14 protein-coding genes are annotated in these 17697 nt (G+C 75.4%); 5 read left to right on the top strand and 9 right to left on the bottom strand.

The window, feature by feature from the left end; all coding sequences use genetic code 11:
* Positions 1–141: 141 nt before the first annotated feature.
* On the bottom strand, positions 142–885 hold the full coding sequence (locus ACIP4P_RS33540) for a lysoplasmalogenase (RefSeq protein ID WP_400924951.1): 744 nt from the start codon (positions 883–885) through the stop codon (positions 142–144).
* A gap of 230 nt (positions 886–1115) precedes the next feature.
* Between ACIP4P_RS33540 and ACIP4P_RS33545 the strand changes: the two genes are divergently transcribed.
* Positions 1116–2831, top strand: coding sequence for a DUF2398 family protein (locus ACIP4P_RS33545; RefSeq protein WP_400924953.1), 1716 nt, complete (start codon positions 1116–1118; stop codon positions 2829–2831).
* Positions 2832–2870: 39 nt separating this feature from the next.
* Here the strand turns inward: ACIP4P_RS33545 and ACIP4P_RS33550 are convergent, their stop codons facing one another.
* The 4 genes from ACIP4P_RS33550 to ACIP4P_RS33565 all read right to left on the bottom strand — a co-directional run bounded on the left by ACIP4P_RS33550 (position 2871) and on the right by ACIP4P_RS33565 (position 6962).
* Complete coding sequence (locus ACIP4P_RS33550; RefSeq protein WP_400924955.1) at positions 2871–4256, bottom strand: FAD-dependent oxidoreductase; 1386 nt, start codon at positions 4254–4256, stop codon at positions 2871–2873.
* 138 nt (positions 4257–4394) lie between these two features.
* Positions 4395–4571 (bottom strand): hypothetical protein, encoded by a 177-nt coding sequence (locus tag ACIP4P_RS33555; protein WP_400924957.1) that lies wholly within the window; start codon positions 4569–4571, stop codon positions 4395–4397.
* 200 nt (positions 4572–4771) lie between these two features.
* A complete protein-coding gene (locus tag ACIP4P_RS33560; RefSeq protein ID WP_400924959.1) occupies positions 4772–6424 on the bottom strand; it encodes a BCCT family transporter in 1653 nt (550 codons plus the stop codon).
* Positions 6425–6590: 166 nt separating this feature from the next.
* Positions 6591–6962 carry a MerR family transcriptional regulator gene (locus ACIP4P_RS33565; RefSeq protein ID WP_400924961.1) on the bottom strand — a complete coding sequence of 124 codons (372 nt, stop codon included), beginning with the start codon at positions 6960–6962 and terminating at the stop codon, positions 6591–6593.
* Positions 6963–7293: 331 nt separating this feature from the next.
* On the opposite strand from ACIP4P_RS33565, the gene ACIP4P_RS33570 reads away from it, so the two are divergent.
* The gene (locus tag ACIP4P_RS33570) at positions 7294–8523 is read left to right on the top strand and encodes a sulfite oxidase (protein ID WP_400924963.1); all 1230 of its coding nucleotides are present in this window, start codon (positions 7294–7296) and stop codon (positions 8521–8523) included.
* 93 nt (positions 8524–8616) lie between these two features.
* Here ACIP4P_RS33570 and ACIP4P_RS33575 read toward each other — a convergent pair whose 3' ends face one another.
* Positions 8617–9267 (bottom strand): TetR/AcrR family transcriptional regulator, encoded by a 651-nt coding sequence (locus tag ACIP4P_RS33575; RefSeq protein ID WP_350512702.1) that lies wholly within the window; start codon positions 9265–9267, stop codon positions 8617–8619.
* A gap of 200 nt (positions 9268–9467) precedes the next feature.
* The gene (locus ACIP4P_RS33580) at positions 9468–10379 is read right to left on the bottom strand and encodes an acyl-CoA thioesterase (RefSeq protein ID WP_400924965.1); all 912 of its coding nucleotides are present in this window, start codon (positions 10377–10379) and stop codon (positions 9468–9470) included.
* Positions 10380–10505: 126 nt separating this feature from the next.
* Between ACIP4P_RS33580 and ACIP4P_RS33585 the strand changes: the two genes are divergently transcribed.
* The 3 genes from ACIP4P_RS33585 to ACIP4P_RS33595 all read left to right on the top strand — a co-directional run bounded on the left by ACIP4P_RS33585 (position 10506) and on the right by ACIP4P_RS33595 (position 15672).
* The gene (locus ACIP4P_RS33585; RefSeq protein ID WP_400924967.1) at positions 10506–11861 is read left to right on the top strand and encodes an SWIM zinc finger family protein; all 1356 of its coding nucleotides are present in this window, start codon (positions 10506–10508) and stop codon (positions 11859–11861) included.
* Between the two features lie 5 nt (positions 11862–11866).
* Positions 11867–14578, top strand: coding sequence for a DUF6493 family protein (locus ACIP4P_RS33590; protein ID WP_400925176.1), 2712 nt, complete (start codon positions 11867–11869; stop codon positions 14576–14578).
* A 131-nt stretch (positions 14579–14709) separates the two neighbouring features.
* Positions 14710–15672, top strand: a complete 963-nt coding sequence (locus tag ACIP4P_RS33595; protein WP_400924969.1) for a DUF389 domain-containing protein — start codon at positions 14710–14712, stop codon at positions 15670–15672.
* Between the two features lie 55 nt (positions 15673–15727).
* Here the strand turns inward: ACIP4P_RS33595 and ACIP4P_RS33600 are convergent, their stop codons facing one another.
* On the bottom strand, positions 15728–16924 hold the full coding sequence (locus ACIP4P_RS33600; protein WP_400925178.1) for an MBL fold metallo-hydrolase: 1197 nt from the start codon (positions 16922–16924) through the stop codon (positions 15728–15730).
* A gap of 302 nt (positions 16925–17226) precedes the next feature.
* The gene (locus ACIP4P_RS33605; RefSeq protein WP_400924971.1) at positions 17227–17679 is read right to left on the bottom strand and encodes a MaoC family dehydratase; all 453 of its coding nucleotides are present in this window, start codon (positions 17677–17679) and stop codon (positions 17227–17229) included.
* Between the last annotated feature and the right edge of the window lie 18 nt (positions 17680–17697).

Consider the following 17697-nt stretch of genomic DNA (forward strand, 5'->3'; position numbering starts at 1 on the left):
AGCGCGCCGGTGGGCTGGCCGGGGGGGTGGGCGGCGGCGGCGGCTTCTGGCTGCTCCGGCGGCGCTGTGCCTGACGGCCCCGACGCTCCGCGGCAGTGCCGCGCCGTCGGCCCCTGACCGGGCCGACGGCGCGGCGGTGCGTCAGCGGGCCGACCCCGCCAGCCGGTCCAGGAGCTCCTGGCGCTCCCGCAGTTCCCGGCGCTCCTCGTGCTGCAGGATGCCGCTGGCCAGCAGGTACTGGGCCAGCACATAGGTCGCCATGATCCAGAACTGATGCCCCGGCAGCTCGTGCCACTTGGCCAGCTGGGTCGCGATCAGGGTGTCGGAGAGCAGGAACAGCGCCCCGCCCAGCCCGGTCCGCCACCCGAGCCCGGCCGAGGCGACCGCCGTCGAGGTGAGCAGCAGGCTGTACCCGGCCACCGGGACCTTCAGGTCCCCGAGGTCCGGCCAGAGCTGACCGACCAGCCCGGCCCAGGCCGTCGCGTACGCGGCCGCGACGACGAAGGCCCGCCGACGGTCGGTGAACGCCCCGCGCTGGACGAACATGGTGACGTAGCAGACGTGGGCGGCCGCGAAGGAGCCCATCCCGGCCAGGAACGCGGTGTCGTTCTTCAGCTGCAGCAGCACGTCCCCGCCGGCGCTCGCCAGCAGCGCCGGGGCCAGCAGCTTCGGCGCCTCCCGCTCGGCGCGGGCCGCCGCCGCCACGCTGTGCGCGGCCAGCAGCGGCATCAGGGCCGGCTTGGTGGCGTTCTGCAGGACGGAGGCCCCGGACAGGATCGAGCCCAGGTGCGCCGCCGAGGTGGCCGCGAAGCCGCCGAGCAGGCCGGTGGCCGAGCGCAGGCGCCCGCCGAGGCCGGTGGCGCGGGTGGTCGTACGGATACTCATGCGGCGTGTGCCTCCGCAGTCGTTCGGGGTGGGGAGACCGACCCTATGGGAGCCGGTCGGACGGCGGAAGACCGGGTTACCGGTGCGTAACCCGGGTCGGGGACGGGTGATGACGGCGTGGCCGGGGAACGGAGCGCCGACGGCCGCTTCCAGGGCTCTTGCGGAGACTTCCTCAGGAGGACGGTTGCTGCCACCGGGTGACCCGGTCACCGTCTAGTCTGGACCCCGACATGGAGCAGCAGGAGTACGCGGTCGGCGCCACCCGGGTGGCCGCCGGCAGGCCGGACGGACGTACGGGCGGGGCAGGGCGGGGAACCGCCGCCGCCGTCCTCGCCGTACGCGGATCCGGTTCCGACTCCGGCTCCGCCGCCGAGGCCACGGTCGACGGCGCGGCCGAGGGCTCTGCTGACGGCCCGCAAGCCGCCGCCGAGGGGCTCTCGCCCGACCCTGGACTGCTCCGGCTCGCCCACTGGTTCGCCGCCGCCACCCCCGGCACCGCCGACGACCTGTGCACGGCCTCCTTCGGCCTCTTCTCCGCCCGGCACCTCGGCGCCGCGGCCGAACCCGCCGACCCCGCCGTCAGCTGGTGGCACGGCCCGACGGCCCACGCCGCCGTGCCGCGCGCCCGCGAGGCCCGCACCGAGGGCGGCCTGCGCCGCGCCCGGCGCGACGCCGCCGCACTGCCCGTCGTCCGGTCAGGCGCCAAGCCCGGCAGGCCCGGTCGGCACCGCCGCCAGGAGCTCGGCCGAGCGCTGCCGGGCCCGCTCCGTGAGCTGCAGGACCGTTCCGCCGAGGAACTCCCGGACGCCGAACGCCGCATCGCCGCCCGGCTGCTGCTCGCCCACCCGCTGGTCACCGCCTCCGGCCCGCACGCCGACGGCTTTCCGCTGATCCGCCGTCACCGCGACTGGCTCACCGAACGCTTCGACACCCTGCTCGGCTACCGCCTGACCGTCGGCCCCTGGCACGCCCGGCTGTGCAAGGCCGGCCTCGGCCCCGGCGCCGTCCGCCGCCTCGAACACCCGGCCACCGGTGCCCCGTTCACCCCGGCCGGCTACGCCCAACTCGCCCTCGCCCTGGCCCTGCTGGTCGACGCCCCCGAGCAACTCCGGTACGGGCGGCTGCTGGAGGCGATGCGGGCCGCCGCGCCCGATCTCGCGCCCGACCCGCCCGCGCTGGGCATGGCGCTCGCCGCACTGGCCGAGTGGCAGGTGCTGGGCGAACTGCCGGCCGACCCGGCCGTCGCCGTCGACCCGGCCTTCGTGCTGACCGTCGACCGCGAACTCGCCCGCGCCGTCCCGGTCGACCCGCCCGGGCCCGCCGACTCCGCCGCCGACCTCATCCGCCGCGCCGCCGAGGCCGAACCCGCCACCGCCGTACGCCGACTCCTCGCCGAGACCCCCGCGGTGCTCGCGGCCGACCTCCCCGAGGACCGGCGCGCCTGGCTGGCCGAACACCGGCTCAGCGGCCCGGCCGCGCTCGCCGAGTTCCTCGGTCTGGAGACCGAACTGCGGGCCGAGGGCGTCGCCCTGCTCGACCCGGCCGCCGAACTCACCGACCTCGCCCTCCCCGGCACCGGCACCCTCGCCCAGGCCGCCCTGCTGCTGGTCGAGCAGCTGGTCGAGGAGGTCCGCCCGCTGCCCGGCGAACCCGGCGAGGGCGACGTCCCGATCCCCGACGCGCTGATAGACGGCCTCCTCGGCGACATCGCCGACGACCACGGCCTCCCCACCCGCTACCTGGCCGACCGCACCGCGCTGCGCCGCGACGCCCTCGACCTCCTCCACGGCCTCGGCCTGATCACCCCCACCCCCCGCACCACCTGGCTCCTCCGCCCCCCGGCGGCCCGCTACGCCCCGGCCCCCGACCTCCACCCCACCCCGAGCACCGGTCGGCACTCCCGCCCCGCCCCGCCACCCGCCACCCGCGAGGGCCTCCGGGCGTAGCGAGGACCGGCCCGGCTCCCGCGCGGTCGGGCGGGGATGTCAGACGGGGATGAGGGCGTCCCACTGGGCGCGGGTCGGGCCGTCGGGGGCGGGGGTGAAGTCCGGGTGGGCGGCGAGCCAGGCGGTGAGGTGGCGGTCGACCTCCTCGGTGCCGTAGGCGTGGTCGGCCGAGTGGACGAGGTGGCGGACGTGGGCGCGGGCCCGCATCACGACGGGGTCGTCGAAGGCGCAGGCGGCGAGGGCGGCGGCGCGGCGGTCCGGGGCTGCCGAAGTCCCCTTCAGGCGTTGCTCGTTGGCGCGGTCCGCGGCGACCTGGTCGTCGAACACCGGGCGCAGGCTCCGGGTGGTCCAGGCGTGGTAGCCGGTGGGGTCGGCGGCGACCTCGTCGGCGTGGTGGGCGAGGTACTGGGCGGTGCGCAGGCCGAGGGCGACGCCGTGGCCGAGGGTGGGGTTGGTGTGGACGATGCTGTCCCCGGCGTTGACCAGGCCGGTGACGACGGGCCCGGCGGCGTCGGCGAGGGAGGTCCAGCGGTTGTCCAGGCCGGCCATCGCGAGGACGGGCGACCGGGGTTCCGGGTCCAGCTCCAGCCAGGCGGCGCAGGCGGGGAAGCGGCGGGCGACGGCCTCGAACACGGCCGGGTCGGTGAGTGCGCCGCGGGTCGGATCGGCGGTGGAGACCACCATGCTCAGCGCGAAGGTGTCGTTGTCGGAGGGGAAGACGCCGGCCAGCGCGAACTCCGCGGCGGAGCCGGTCCTGACCCGTCCGGGGTCGCGCGGGCCGTCGGCGCGCAGGCGGTACCAGCGGCACAGGTAGGCGATCCCGGTGCGGTGGCTGTCGACCACCGGCGGGCGGCAGCCGGCCTCGACCAGCCAGCCGGGCACGGGTGAACGGCGTCCGGCGGCGTCGACGACCAGGTCCGCCGGGTGGGTCGCGACGCCCGTACGCAGGCCCGTTCGCACGCCGGTGATCCGGGGCGGCCGCCCGCCGGTGACGGTGAGGCCGGTCACCCGCTCGCCCCGCCGGACGTCGACGGCGGGCTCCCGTTCGACGGCCGCGGTCAGGGCGGCCTCCAGGACGATCCGGCGGGTGCGCAGGGTGATCAGGTCCTCGTCCCCGGCCCGGTGCGGCGGGTGCTCCTCGAACCAGTCGAAGTCGTGGTACTCCCGGGCACCGCGGGCCAGCAGGTCGGCGTGGACGTCGGGGGCCTCGGCGCGCAGGACGGTCCGGACCGGCGCGAGGAAGGAGTGGGGCTGGTCGGCCTGGGGGACCCTGGGCCGGTTCCAGTGGTGGAAGTCCTGGTCGAGGTCGTGGCCGGCCTGCCGGGTCTCCTGTTCGAACAGGGTGACCGGGTGGCCCTGCCGCCCGAGCATGAGTGCTGTCGCCAGCCCGCTGATTCCCCCACCGATGATCGCAACCCGCGCCACTGCATCCCCTTCGCGTCGTGTTGCGGAGCGATCTTACTGTCGGATGATCATCAACTCGCAACCGCCGCTGTGCTCAGGCGCCGGAAAGACGGAAGCACCGCGTCCGGAGTCGGACCGCGGTGCTGGTGGGGTCGGGCGTCACTTGCTCGCGGTGGCGGCGAGCGGACTGGGCTGGACGGTCTCCACAGTCGCGCCGACACCGAGGGTGCCCAGGGCGATGGAGGCGAGGACTGCGATGCAGGCGAGGAGACGACGGTGGCGCTGGGGAAGCGGGAAGCGCGGTTCCTGGTAGGGCGCCTGAGGGCTGGCGTTCATGACAGGGAGGCTCCCAGGGTGGTGTGAACGGTCGGTACGCGCGGGTGAAGTCCGGAGGGGGATCCGGCGTCGGTTGGCCGCATACGCCCCACCCGTCCGACGAGTGGGGCGTATGCGCTGGTCAACGACGTGACCGAGGCTGGGTTCGGGGCCGGGTTCGGGGCGGGATCAGCGGGAACGGACGCGGTCCCGCGCCCGGTTCACCGGCGTCGCCCGCGCTCGGCGAGGGCCTCGCCGACGGCGACCCGGACGGCGTCCCGCAGGCCGTGGGCGGCGTGGAAGCGGGACGGGCCGGCCGCCGGGTCCTCGCGGAGCTCCTTCACCAGCGACACGCACAGCAGCAGCATCACCACGACGAACGGCAGGGCGACCAGGATCGTCGCGTTCTGCAGCGCGGTGAGCCCGCCGGCCAGCAGCAGGGCGGCGGCGACCCCGCCCATCAGCACGCCCCACACCACCACCAGCGGGGTTCGCGGGTGCAGGGAGCCGCGGCTGGAGAGCGAGCCGAGGACGAGGGAGGCGGAGTCCGCGCTGGTGATGAAGAAGGTCATCACCAGCAGCACCGCGACCACGCTGGTGACCGAGCCGAGCGGCAGCGAGCGCAGCATCTCGAACAGCGAGGCCTCGGCGCCGCGCGGGATGGTCGCGACCAGGTCGGCCGCCCCGGTGGTGACCTGGCGGATCGCGGTGCCGCCCATCACGCAGAACCAGATGACGGTGGCCCCGCTGGGGACCAGCAGCACACCGAGGAGGAACTGGCGGATGGTGCGGCCGCGCGAGATGCGGGCGATGAAGGTGCCGACGAAGGGGGCCCAGGAGAGCCACCAGGCCCAGTAGAAGATGGTCCAGGAGCCGAGCCAGCTCTCGTCGGTGAAGGCGCCGGTCTGGGTGGACATGGCGAGCAGGTCGGAGAGGTAGCCGCCGACGGTGGCCGGGATGGAGTCCAGGACGAAGACCGTGGGGCCGAACACGAAGACGAACAGCATGATCAGCGAGGCGAGGACCACGTTCGCGGTGGACAGCCACTTGACGCCCTTGTGGACGCCGGAGAACGCGGAGAGCACGAACGCGGCGGTGAGCGAGCCGATGATGACCAGCTGGGCGTTCTGGGTGTTGCGCACCGAGGTGATGTAGCCGAGGCCGTCGGCGACCTGGAGGGCGCCCAGGCCCAGGCTGGTGGCGGAGCCGAAGACGGTGGCGAAGACGGCGAGGAGGTCGATGGCCCGGCCCTGCCAGCCGTCGGCGCCGCGCTGGCCGATGAGCGGGACGAAGGCGGCGGAGATCCGGTTGCCGCGGCCCTTGCGGAAGGTGGTGTAGGCGAGGGCCAGGCCACCGACGGCGTAGATGGCCCAGGGGTGGAGGGTCCAGTGGAAGAGGGAGAACTCCAGGGCCTGCTGGGCGGCGGCCGCGCTCTGGGGTTCGAGGCCGGAGCCGGGCTGGGGGGTGGCGAAGAGCTGGAGGGGTTCGCCGACGCCGTAGAACATCAGGCCGATGCCCATGCCTGCGCTGAACATCATGGCGACCCAGGCGAGGGTGGAGAACTCGGGTTCGTCGTCGTCGCGGCCGAGGCGGATGCGGCCGAAGCGGCTGAAGGCGAGCAGCAGGGTGAGGACGAGGAAGACGTCGGCGGCGACGGTGAAGAGCCAGCCGAAGTTGTGCAGGACCCAGCCGAGGGCGGTGCTGGAGGTCCGGCCGAGGGAGTCCTCTGCGAACACGCCCCAGGCGACCACCGCCAGCACCAGGACGGCGCTGATGCCGAACACCACGCGGTCGGTGGGCAGGGTCGCGGCGGGCTCGCCGGGTTCGTCGGGCTCCTGCGCGCCCGGGGAGGGCTGCGGCGGCTGGCTGCTCATCGGGCGGACCTCTCGACATACGCGGAATACAGGGATTCAAGATGTATGTCGCACTATGTCCATTCGGTGCCGCCAGTGGCGGGAGGGCGCGCCGGGGAGGCGGCGGGTGGGGACCTTGGTCCCCGTACGGGAACCGGAGCTCCTGGCCGCGGGCCTCGACGCCGCGTCAGGCCGCCTGCTCCGCGCGCGGGGCGCGCGCCGTCGCCAGGTAGTGGGAGAGCACTCGGCGGCTGCGGGTGAGGTCCTCGATCCGGGCGTCCAGGTCGGCGAGTTCGCCGCGCAGGGTGGCGAGCAGGTTCGGGCAGGCCTCCAGGACGGGGACCGGGCCGGTGGCGCAGGGCAGGAGCTCGACGATGATCCGGGTGGGCAGACCGGCCGCGAGCAGACTGCGGATCTGCCACACCCGTACGGTGTCCTCCTCCTGGTACTCGCGGTAGCCGGCCGGGGTGCGGGCGGGCTGGAGCAGGCCCTGCTCCTCGTAGTAGCGGAGCAGGCGGGCGGACACCCCGGTCAGGCGGGCGAGTTCTCCGATGCGCATGATCGGGGGAACGCGGGTTCGGGCCGGGCTGTTCCCGGCCGGCCCCGCGCGGCCACGGTGCGTCAGCTCTCCAGGAGCTCCTGGAACTCCTCTAGGACGGCGCGCAGTTGGGGTATCGCCTCGGCCATCGGCAGGTGGTCGCTGGGGAGTTCGACGAAGACGGCACCGCCACTCCTCGGTGACCGGGCGGGGCGCTTCCTCCGACACCGGGGACGCCAGGACTTCACACCGGTGGGAAGGTCGAGCGAAAGCGCAGGCGGCGGCCCTGGTCACGGAACGCGCCGGACCCCCTACGCTGGGGGAGGAGCGCCATCCGGACAGTGCCGTCCGGATGCCGCTGCGCTCCGCCGCCGGGGCGCCCGTCGTGCCCGCGTCGGCCGCGCCGGTGTTCGCCCCGGGCCGGGCGGCCGCCGAGGAGGTGCCCAGGCCCGTGCCCGGAAGCGACAACCTGCCAGGGATCGTCAAGCCGCTGCCCGCGGAGTGGTTCGTCCGACGCGACAGCAACGCCGAGATGCGCTGGGACGCGCTGCGCGACGCCGACGGCAAGGCCGCCGTCGGCCGCCACGTCCCGGTGGAACGGTTCTTCGTCCGCAACCACACCAGCACCCCGTTGATCGACCCGGTCGGCTGGCGGCTGCGGCTGTTCGGCAGCGGCCTGCACGGGGCACCACCGCCGGAACGGGCGCTCGGGTTCGGCCTGGACGACCTGCGCGCGCTGCCCGCCACCCGGATCGACGCGCTGATCGAGTGCGCCGGCAACGGGCGCAGCTACTTCGACCGCCAGCAGGGCGAGCGCGCCCCCGGGACGCCGTGGACCCTCGGCAGCATCGGCTCGGCGAGCTGGCGGGGCGTCCGGCTGGCCGAGGTGCTCCGGGCGGCCGGGCTGACCGACCGTGCGGTGGACGTGCTGCCGACCGGCCTGGACCCGGACTACGTGGTCGACGGCACCAACTACGGTCCGGTGCGCCGACCGCTGCCGATCGCCAAGGCGCTGGACGACGCGCTGCTCGCGTACGAGATGAACGGCGCGCCGCTGACCCCCGACCACGGTGCGCCGGTGCGGCTGGTGGTGCCCGGCTGGGTCGGCATCGCCTCGATCAAGTGGGTCGGCAGCATCGAGGTGGCCGACCACCCGCTGCACTCGCCCTGGAACACCGACTTCTACCGGATGTTCGGCCCGGGCCACCCGCCCGGCGGCGGGCCCGCGCTCACCACCCAGGTGGTCAAGTCCGCCTTCGAACTGGCCGAGGGCGCCCGGCTGACGGCCGGCCGGGAGCACCGGCTGCACGGGCGGTCCTGGTCCGGTACGGCCCCGGTGCGGCTGGTCGAGGTCAGCGCCGACGGCGGCCGCAGCTGGCGGCGTGCCGAGCTGGCCGAGGAACCGCGCGCGGCCGGCTGGACCCGCTGGAGCGTCGACTGGTGCCCCGAGCGGCCCGGCCGGTACGAGCTGCGTGCCCGCGCCACGGACCGCGGGGGCGCCACCCAGCCCGAGCGGGCGGTCTTCAACCGCGAGGGCTACCTGTTCGGCGCGGTGGTGGCGCACCCGGTGACGGTGCTCTGAGCCCGGTCCCGGGCCCCGGCGGTTCGGGGCCCGGGGAGTTCGGGTTCTTCGGGTCCGGAGGTTCGGGTCCGGAGGGTCGGGTCCGGGCCGGGCTCAGCCGGTGGACTGGACCTCGTACGGGGCCGGGTAATGGGTCTCGTACGGGGTCAGCACCAGCCGCACCACGTCCTCCAGTCGTCGTCGGGCGTCCCCGAGGGTGGTGCGGCCGGTCACCCAGGCGGTCAGCTCGCCCTGCCAGGCGTGCGCGACGATGTGCCGCACCAGGTCGCTGGCCGCCGCGGGCACCTCGGCCGTCACCGCCTGGAGCGCGGCGCTGTCGGCCCGGGCCATGCCCTGGAGGGCCTCGCTGGCGAAGGGATCGGTGGAGGCGGCGACGGCGACCCGCAGGCGGGCCAGCTCGGGCTGGCGCTGGTAGGCCCGCATCCCGCCCCGGACGAACCGCACCGCCCGGTCGGTGGCCCCCAGTCCGGCCCGCGGCCCCCGCAGTTCGGCCACCAGGTCGGCCAGCAGCAGGCGGTGCCATTCCGCGATCGCCGCCGCCAGTAGGTGGTCCTTGGAGGAGAAGTAGCGGTACGCCGTCCCCAGGGCGACTCCGGACCGCTCGCAGACCTGCTTCATCTGCAGCCGCTCGACGCCGATCTCGTTCACCAGGGCGAGCGCGGCCGCGATCAGGCTTTCGCGGCGTTCGAGCTGACGCGGAGACATCGCCTCCACCGGCCGTGGTGACAGGTCAACCTTGGTCACCCGCACCATGATACGGGCCGGGGCCGCTCAGGAGTATGACGCCGACCGGCCCCCTTCCGTTCGCCCGGCGGCCACCGGTCTCCCGTCGGGGCGCACCGGCTCGTCCGGGGGCGCCCGCGCGGCGCTCGCCGGGACCGCCGGAGCGCCCGCGGACCGCCGCCGGAGCGCCTGCGGACCGCTGCCGGGCGGCTCCTCCGGGGCTACCGCAGGCGGCGGATCAGCGCCTCCTGGACGGCCGAGGCCACCAGCAGGCCGTCCCGGTCGTAGAACTCGCCGAGCGCCAGCCCGCGTCCGTCCGAGGCGGACGGGCTGCGCTGGGCGAACAGCAGCCACTCGTCGGCCCGGAACGGGCGGTGGAACCACATCGCGTGGTCCAGCGAGGTCATCAGCAGTCGGGGCGGCTCGGTGCGCTGGAAGAAGTTCGCCTGCTCGTGCAGTCCGGCGGTGGAGGCCAGGGTGAGGTCGGAGAGGTAGGCGAGCGCGCAGGCGTGCAGCAGCGGTCCGGTCTCCGGCAGCGGGGTGGCGATCCGCAGCCAGACGAACTGCTGGGGCATCCCCGGGACGACCGGGGGCACGCCCGGGGCGTCCGGCGGCACGAAGCGCACGTCGAGGTCGCGGAAGCCGTCGGTCCGCCTGATCGCGGCGCGCAGCTCCTCGTCCCAGTGCGCGAACGCGTCGGGCAGGGTCTCCGGGGCGGGCAGCGGCGGCATGTCGCGGTGGCGGTCGCCGGCGGCCGGCTCGGGGAGCTTGAAGGAGACGGTGAGGTCGAAGATCTCGTTCCGGTCCTGCACCGCCCGCACCCGGCGGGTGGTGTAGGTGAAGCCCTCGCGCAGCCGGTCCACCCGGTACTCGATCGGGCGGGTCGGGTCGCCGGGCAGCAGGAAGTAGCCGTGCAGCGAGTGCACCGCGCGCTGGCCGGGGCTGGTGCGTCCGGCAGCGGCGAGGGCCTGGGCGGCGACGTGGCCGCCGAAGGCGCGCATCGGGGCACCGGCGTGGCAGTGGCCCCGGAACGTGTTCTCGTCCAGCTGCTCGATCTCCAGCAGTTCGGCGAACGTGGCAGCCAGGGCAGGCGCCTGCTCGGTCGGTCTCTGCTGTTCTGTCAGGTCGGTCACCGGCCCATAGTGGCAGAAGCCAACCGTGCGGCGGTGTGACCTGGGTAACGCCTCCGGCTCGTAGAACCTGTTCCACTTCCCGGCCGATCCGACGGATTGTCGGACCCGTCACCTAGCGTGCCGCCCATGACGCAATCCGCACACGCGTACGCCTATCTGCGTCCGTCGGCCGTCCTGGACGGTGCCGTCGGCCCGAGCCTCGACCTGGCCACCTCCGGCGGCGCCACCCCGCTCGGGGCGCAGGCCCACCCGCGCTTCTTCACGGGCTTCCTGGCCGACCCGGCGCCGGCGGCCGCCGCGCTGCTCGCGGTCGCGGACGTCGCCGCCGCCCGCTACCACCAGCCGCGGCTGCGCGCCTCGCTCGACCCGGTGGTCACCGCCAACGGGGACCGGCTGCGCTTCGAGTCCTTCTCCGGCTGCTGCGGCGTGTACGCCCGGCTCGACGTCCTCCGGGCCGGGCTGGACGGCGACGACATCGGCCACGGCACCACCAACGTGGACGTCAACGACCCGCTGCGGGAGGCGCTGTCCAGGATCGGCCCGGCGGACCCGCTGCACCTCGCGGTCGGGCCGGACGCGCTGGAGGTCACGAGCTTCGACGGCCCGCTGGTCGAGAAGAAGGTCCCGCTGCCGGAGCGCTGGCTGCGCGGCTTCGCCGAGACCCAGGTGGTCGCCGCCGGCTTCGACCTGCGCGCCGAGCTGACCGCCGCCGAGGCGGTGCGCTTCCTGCGCTCGCTGCCGCGCGGCGGCCGCGGCGGCGTCGGCTGGGTCGTCCCCGCCGGGCGCACCCTGCGCCCCACCCTCCGTCCGGTGCCCGGCGCGGTCTGCCTGCCCGGGCCCGAACGGCTGGTCGCACTGCACCGGGTGCTGCGGCACGCCCTCGCCCTGCGGGTCTACGGGCCGGTGGCCGGCCCGGCCCCGACGGCCTCCGCCTGGGAGGTCGTGCTGCCCGGCATGCGGCTGACCCTGACCCTCTCGCCGGACGCCTCGCGCGGCTTCTCCGGCGAGGGCGGGGTGCTCGGCGCGCTCGCCACCGAGGCGGCCGAGCGGGACGCCGAACTGGTCGCGGTGCTGCTCGCCTGGGAGCCGCGGATCGAGGTCGCCGAGCTCGCCGAGCAGTCCGGGCTGAGCGCCGAGCGGGTCCGCGCCGCGCTCACCCGGCTCGGCACGGCCGGGCAGATCGGCTACGACACCGCCGAGGCCGCCTACTTCCACCGGCAACTCCCGTACGACGCCGGGCGCGCCGAGACGGCCAACCCCCGGCTGCGGGCCGCCCGGGAGCTGGTCGCGGCGGGCGCGGTCCGGTTGGAGGAGGGCGGGGCGACGGCCGTCGTCACGGTGGACGACCACGTCCAGCGGGTGCGGACGGACGCGGCGGGGCGGCTGGGCTGCACCTGCCTGTGGTGGGCCAAGTACCGGGGCGGGCGCGGCCCGTGCAAGCACGCGCTGGCGGTCGCGATGGTGCGGGAGGCGGGAGCGTGAACGCGATGGAGGATGCGGTGGCCGAACCGGTGGGGCCGGTCGGGGAGCTGCTCGCGGCCGTCCGGATCGGCTTCGTCGAGGCGGTGCCCGAGCTGCTGGCCGGGCTGGACAGGGCCCAGCGGCGGGAGTGCCTGGCCGCGCTCAGGGAGCTGCGCAAGAAGTTGCGCGACGACTGGTCGCAGTCCGGGACGGAGGCCCGGGGCGCGCTGCTGGTGGCCGGGGCCGGCTGTCACCCCGGTCCGGCGGGCGCCGCCACCTGGCTCGGCGGCAGTGACTTCGGCGGCCGCGACTGGGCCCGGCACCCGGTGCTGCACCAGGTGGTCGAGGCCCAGCCGCGGGAGTGGCAGGTCGAGGTGGCCACCCGGCTCGCCGAACGGCCCGTACGCTCCTGGGGCTGGTCGATGCACCCGCTGGCGGAGGCCGTGGTCCGGCGCACCGGCTGTGCGGTGCCGGTGGCCGAACCCTTCGTCCGGGGCTGGTTCGAGGGTCTGTCCCGCGAGCACGGTCCGCGGCCGCCGCTGGTCGAGCGGCTGCGGGCCGACGCCCTGGCCCCGGCACTGCTGCCCCGCCTCCTCGAACTCGCGGATGTCGGATGGCAGTTGACCCAGCAGCTCAGCCCGCGCCGCGGGGACGTGTGGACCGAGGCGATCGCCGAACTCGCCGCGGCCGGGACGGTGGACCGGGCCGAACTGGTCGAGCGCTGCCTGGCCCGGCTGCTGCGCGGCGGCAAGCCCGCCGACCAGCGGGCCTTCCTGGAGCTGCTGCGGGCGCTCGATCCGACCCCGGAGGAGTACGCGGCCCGGGTGCGGGACGTCCTGGCCCTGCTGGACGGGCTGTCGGTGCTCGCGGGCCACGCCCAGGAGGTGCTCGTACGCCTGGACGAGGCCGGGCTGATCGAGCCGGAGGTGCTGGTCGAGGCCTCGGCGGTGGTGCTGTTCCGGACCGAGAAGAAGCTGGTGCGCGCCCAGCTGGGCTGGCTGGAGAAGGCCGCCCGGCGCGCGCCCGAGCGCTCCGGCCCGGTGGTGCTCGCGGCCGCCGAGGCCTTCGGACACCCGGACACCGGCGTCCAGGAGCGGGCGCTGAACGTGGTGGCCCGGCACCTCGCGGCGGCGGGACCGGCGGTGCTGCCAGGGCTGCGCGAGGCCGCCGAACTGCTGAACCCCGCCCACCACGCCCGGGCCGGCGAGCTGTTCGGTGCGTCGGTCGGCGGCGAGGGGGACGAGCCGGACACCGGCTGGGACGAACTCCCGCCGCCGCCCGCCCCGCCGCGCCCGCTCGGGGAGCCGATCGGCTCGGCGGCCGAACTCGCCGAGGAGCTCTCCGCGCTGCTCGCCGCCCGGGAGCCCGAGGTGCTCGCCTTCGAACGGGTGCTGGACGGGCTGGTCCGGCAGGCCCACGAGGACCGCGCCGCGCTGGTCGAGGCGCTGGCGCCGGTCCGGGCGACCCACCCCTGGCGGGGCACCGGCCACTGGGGCGAATGCACGCCCCGGGAGATCAGCTACGTGGTGGCCGCCCTGGCCGGTGAGACCCCGCCGCGCCGACTCTGGGACTTCCTCAGCGGCGCCGGCCGCTCCCCGCTGCGCGGGGCCCGCACCTCGGTGCACGGAGCCGTCCTCGCCGTCCGGTTGGAGGAGGCCGCCTGGCAGGTCACGGCCCACCGGCCGCCGTACCTGCTCGCCACGCCGACCGACGCCACCGGGGCGATCGAGGCGGCGGCACTGGTCGACCGGCTCGCCGGGTACGAGACGGCGGGCGTCACTCCGGGCCGGGCCGACCTGTGCGCGGCCCTGCTGCGGGTCGCGCCCTCGGCGGAGCCGGAGGTGCTGGCCGCGGCCGGGGCGCTCGGCTCGCCCGCCGGGCGGTGGCTGGCGCACTGGCTGCGCACCGGCGGCCTGCCCGGGCAGCCCTCCGAACGGGTGCTGTTCGCGCCCGGCCGGGGTGGCAAGCGCAGCCGCGTGTACCCGGACCGCTGGTGGGAGGACGTCCAGCGGCTCGCCGTCGCCCAGCCGGGGATCGGCGCCGGACCGGAGGGGCCGGCCGGGGAGCGGCTCGCCGGGGAGTTCCGCAAGCTGCTCGACCCGACCGAGCCCAGCGTCTCCCGGGCCCGCGCCGCCGACGACTGGGTCTGGCGGCCGATCCCGCACTGGGCGGCGATGCTGCCGCACCACCGCGAGGAACTGGCCGCCCGCTGGCTCGACCACTTCGCGATGGGCGCCGACCGGGACGAGCGCGGGGCCGGTCGCTTCCTCCCGCTGCTCGCCGAGTCCGGCGGCCCGGCCGGGCTCGCCCTGCACCTGGCCGTCGGGTACGGGCTGGGCGCCCGGCACACCGAGGACCGGACCGGCGCCGTCGACGCCCTGCTGGTGCTCGCCGGGCGGGGCCAGTTGGACGGCGGGCTGCTCGGGCGCGAGCTCGGCGAGCTGGTGACGCGCGGCACGGTCAAGCCGACCCGACTGGCGGCGGCGCTCGGCCAGGCGGCGGGGACCGGCGCGTACGGGACGGTCTGGTCGGTGCTCCGGGCGGCCGTGCCAGGGCTGTTGGGGGCGGCCGATCCGTCCGCCCGGGGGCTGGGCGACCTGCTCGCCCTCGCCACCGACTGCGCCCGGCGCAGCAGGGCGCGGGGGCCGCTGGCGGAGGTGACGGCGGCGGCCGGGTGGGGCGGGTCGGGTCGGGTGGCGAAGGAGGCCCGGGCCCTGCGGGACGTCCTCGCGGACTGAGCGCGCGGGGCGGGCGGGGCGTCAGGCCCTAAGGTGGGCGGGATTCCTGGCCCGTTCCCGTCCGTCCCGTTCCCGTCCGTCCCGTTCCCGTCCGTCCCGTTCCCGTCCGTCCCGTCCCCACCGGAGTACCCGTGCTGCACCTTCGCCTGATCGTCCCGCCCGACCTGCGGGAGGCGGTGCTCGGCTGTCTGGACGACTCGGTCGGGGTGACCCATGTGGCGGTGCTGCCGGGGGCGGCGGTGCGGCCCGCCGGGGACCTGGTGCTCTGCGACGTCGCGCGGGAGTCCGCGGACGAGGTGCTGGGCGAGTTGCGGGCGACGGGCCTGGTGGAGCGCGGGGCGATCGACGTCTCGGCGCTCGACCTGACCCTCTCGGCGGCGGCCGACGAGGCCGAACGGCTGGCCCCGGGGGAGGGGGCCGACGCGCTGGTGTGGGAGTCGGTCTCCGAGATCACCCACGAGGAGTCCACCCTCAGCTGGGTGTTCCTGGCCTTCCTCACCATCGCCACCATGCTCGCGGCCTGTGGTTCGGTCCTGGACAGCGCCATCCTGATCGTCGGCGCGATGGCCGTCGGCCCGGAGTTCGGACCGCTCGCCGGGCTCTGCGTGGCGCTCGTCCAGCGCCGGGCGCGCCCGGCCGCGCGTTCGTTGAACGCCCTGGTGACCGGCTTCCTGGTGGCGATGGCGCTGACGGTCTGCTTCGGACTGCTGATGGACGCTCTGGGGCTGTTCTCGGAGGCCCGGTTCGACGCCGCGCGGCCGAACACCTCGTTCATCTGGCAGCCCGACGCGACCTCCTTCGTGGTCGCCTTCCTGGCGGGCATCGCCGGACTGCTCTCGCTGACCTCCGCGAAGGCGGGCACCCTGGTGGGCGTCGCGATCTCGGTCACCACCGTGCCGGCCGCGGCCAACGCGGCGGTCGCGCTCGGGTACGGCAAGGTCGCCCAGTTCTGGGGCTCCAGCGTGCAGTTGCTGCTGAACCTGCTGGGGATCGTGCTGGCCGGGGTGCTGACGCTGCTGGTGCAGGAGGCGGGCTGGGCGGTGATCCGGCGTCGGCGGAAGCGGCTCGGCGGACGGGCGTCGGCGAACGGCTGACAGCTGACAGACAACAGCTGACAACTGACAGATAACAGCGAACAGATAACAGATTTCAGAGAACAGAGTTTGAAATCTGTTCGCCGACATCCGTCGCCGGCTCGCGCACCTCCGCCCGTTCCCCCCGTTCCCCCCGCTCCGCGACCAGCGGCTCGATGCCGCGCGGGGTGGCCGCGACGGCGCGCCACCACAGGCGCAGGGCCGGCGGGTCGGCGGGTTCGAAGGGTTTGCCGGGGCGGGGGACCGCCAGGTGGGCGCCGAGCGCCTGGGCGGCGGTGACGACCCGTTCGGCGGGCTCCTCCCAGGGGTGGATCGCCAGGTTGAAGGTGCACCAGTGGATCGGCAGCAGCAGCTCGCCGCCCAGGTCCAGGTGCGCCCGGACGCCCTCCTCGGGGGTCATGTGCACCTCGGGCCAGAACTCGCTGTACGCGCCGACCTGCATCATCGTCGCGTCGAACGGGCCGAACCGGCGCCCGATCTCCGCGAAGCCGGGGAAGTAGCCGGTGTCCCCGCTGTGGAAGATCCGGTGCCCGCCACCCGCCACCACCCAGGACGCCCACAGGAACAGCGCGCTGGTGCGCGGACCGCGGCTGCAGTAGTGCCGGGCGGGCGTGGCGGTCAGGGTCAGACCGGCGACCTCGGCCGACTCCCACCAGTCCAGTTCGACGATCCGCTGGGCCGGTACCCCCCAGTGCTCCAGGTGCGCCCCGACCCCGAGCGGCACCGCGAACACCGCGCCGCTCCCGATCAGGGCCCGTACCGTGCGCATGTCGAGGTGGTCGTAGTGGTCGTGCGAGATCACCACCACGTCCACCGGCCCGAGTTCGGACAGCGGCAGCGGCACCGGGTGCAGCCGCTTGGGGCCGGTCCAGCCGAACGGGGAGCAGCGTTCGCCCCAGACCGGGTCGAGCAGCACCCGCCGGCCGCCGATCTCGGCGAGCACGGTGGCGTGGCCCAGCCAGGTGAGCCGCAGTCCGGAGGCGGGCGGGGCGGCGAGGTCGACCGGGAGGAGCCGGTGCACCGGTACGGCGGCGGCCGGTGCCCGTCGGGTCTTGTCCCCGCTCAGCTGGGCGAGGGTGATCTCCAGCGGGCTCCGCTCGTAGACCAGGCGGCGGGTCGGCACCGGGTTGCGGAAGGCGCCGTCGGCGAACTGGGGCGAGCGCTGGATCCGGGCCAGCCGCTCGCCCCGCGGCTCGGCCCCGAAGGCCTCGGTGCGGACCCGGTGCCAGGCGGCGCGGGGCAGTCCGGCCAGGCCGGGGACGGCACGGTCCGGGGCGCCGCGGTCGAGGGCGGCCCGGTCGGTGCCCGGTGCGGTCGGCGGCGGTGCGAACTGTGAGGTCAGACCGGCGAGGCGGGAGAACCACGGGACGGGGCGGGGCACGGCTCCTCCAGGGACGGTCACGGCTACCGGGCAGGCCGGGGCGCGCACCAGAGGGGCACAAGGGGCCACTGAGGTACGACAACCATCTCGTCGGACGTTACTCGCCGTGGGCTGTTCGGACCTGGTGGAGAGCCCGGCACGGTCCAATCGGCGTACCCGGCGCCCGCGTGCCGCTACTCGTAGAAGCGGGTGATCGCCTCCGCGACGCAGTGCGGCTTGGTGCTCTGCTCGCTGGTGATGGTGAACCGCACCACGGCCTGGACCCCGCCCGACACCGCGGTGGCCGAGAGCAGCTCGGCGGTGGCCCGGATCGCCGTGCCCACCGGCACCGGGGCCGGGAAGCGCACCTTGTCCGAGCCGTAGTTCAGCGCCATCCGCACGCCCTCGACGCCGTAGCACTCCTTGGCCAGCACCGGGATCATCGACTGGGTCAGGTAGCCGTGGGCGATGGTCGAGCCGAACTGGCTCTCCTTCGCCCGCTCCGGGTCCACGTGGATCCACTGGTGGTCCCCGGTCGCCTCGGCGAAGAGGTCGATCGTCCGCTGGTCGATGGTGTGCCACTCGCTGGTGCCCAGTTCGGTGCCGACGGCGGCGGTGAGCTCGGCGAGGGAGGCGAAGGTCGTCACGGTGCGCTCCTGGAGGGG

The sequence above is a fragment of the Kitasatospora sp. NPDC089509 genome, assembly GCF_044749365.1.
Taxonomy (GTDB): Bacteria; Actinomycetota; Actinomycetes; order Streptomycetales; family Streptomycetaceae; genus Kitasatospora.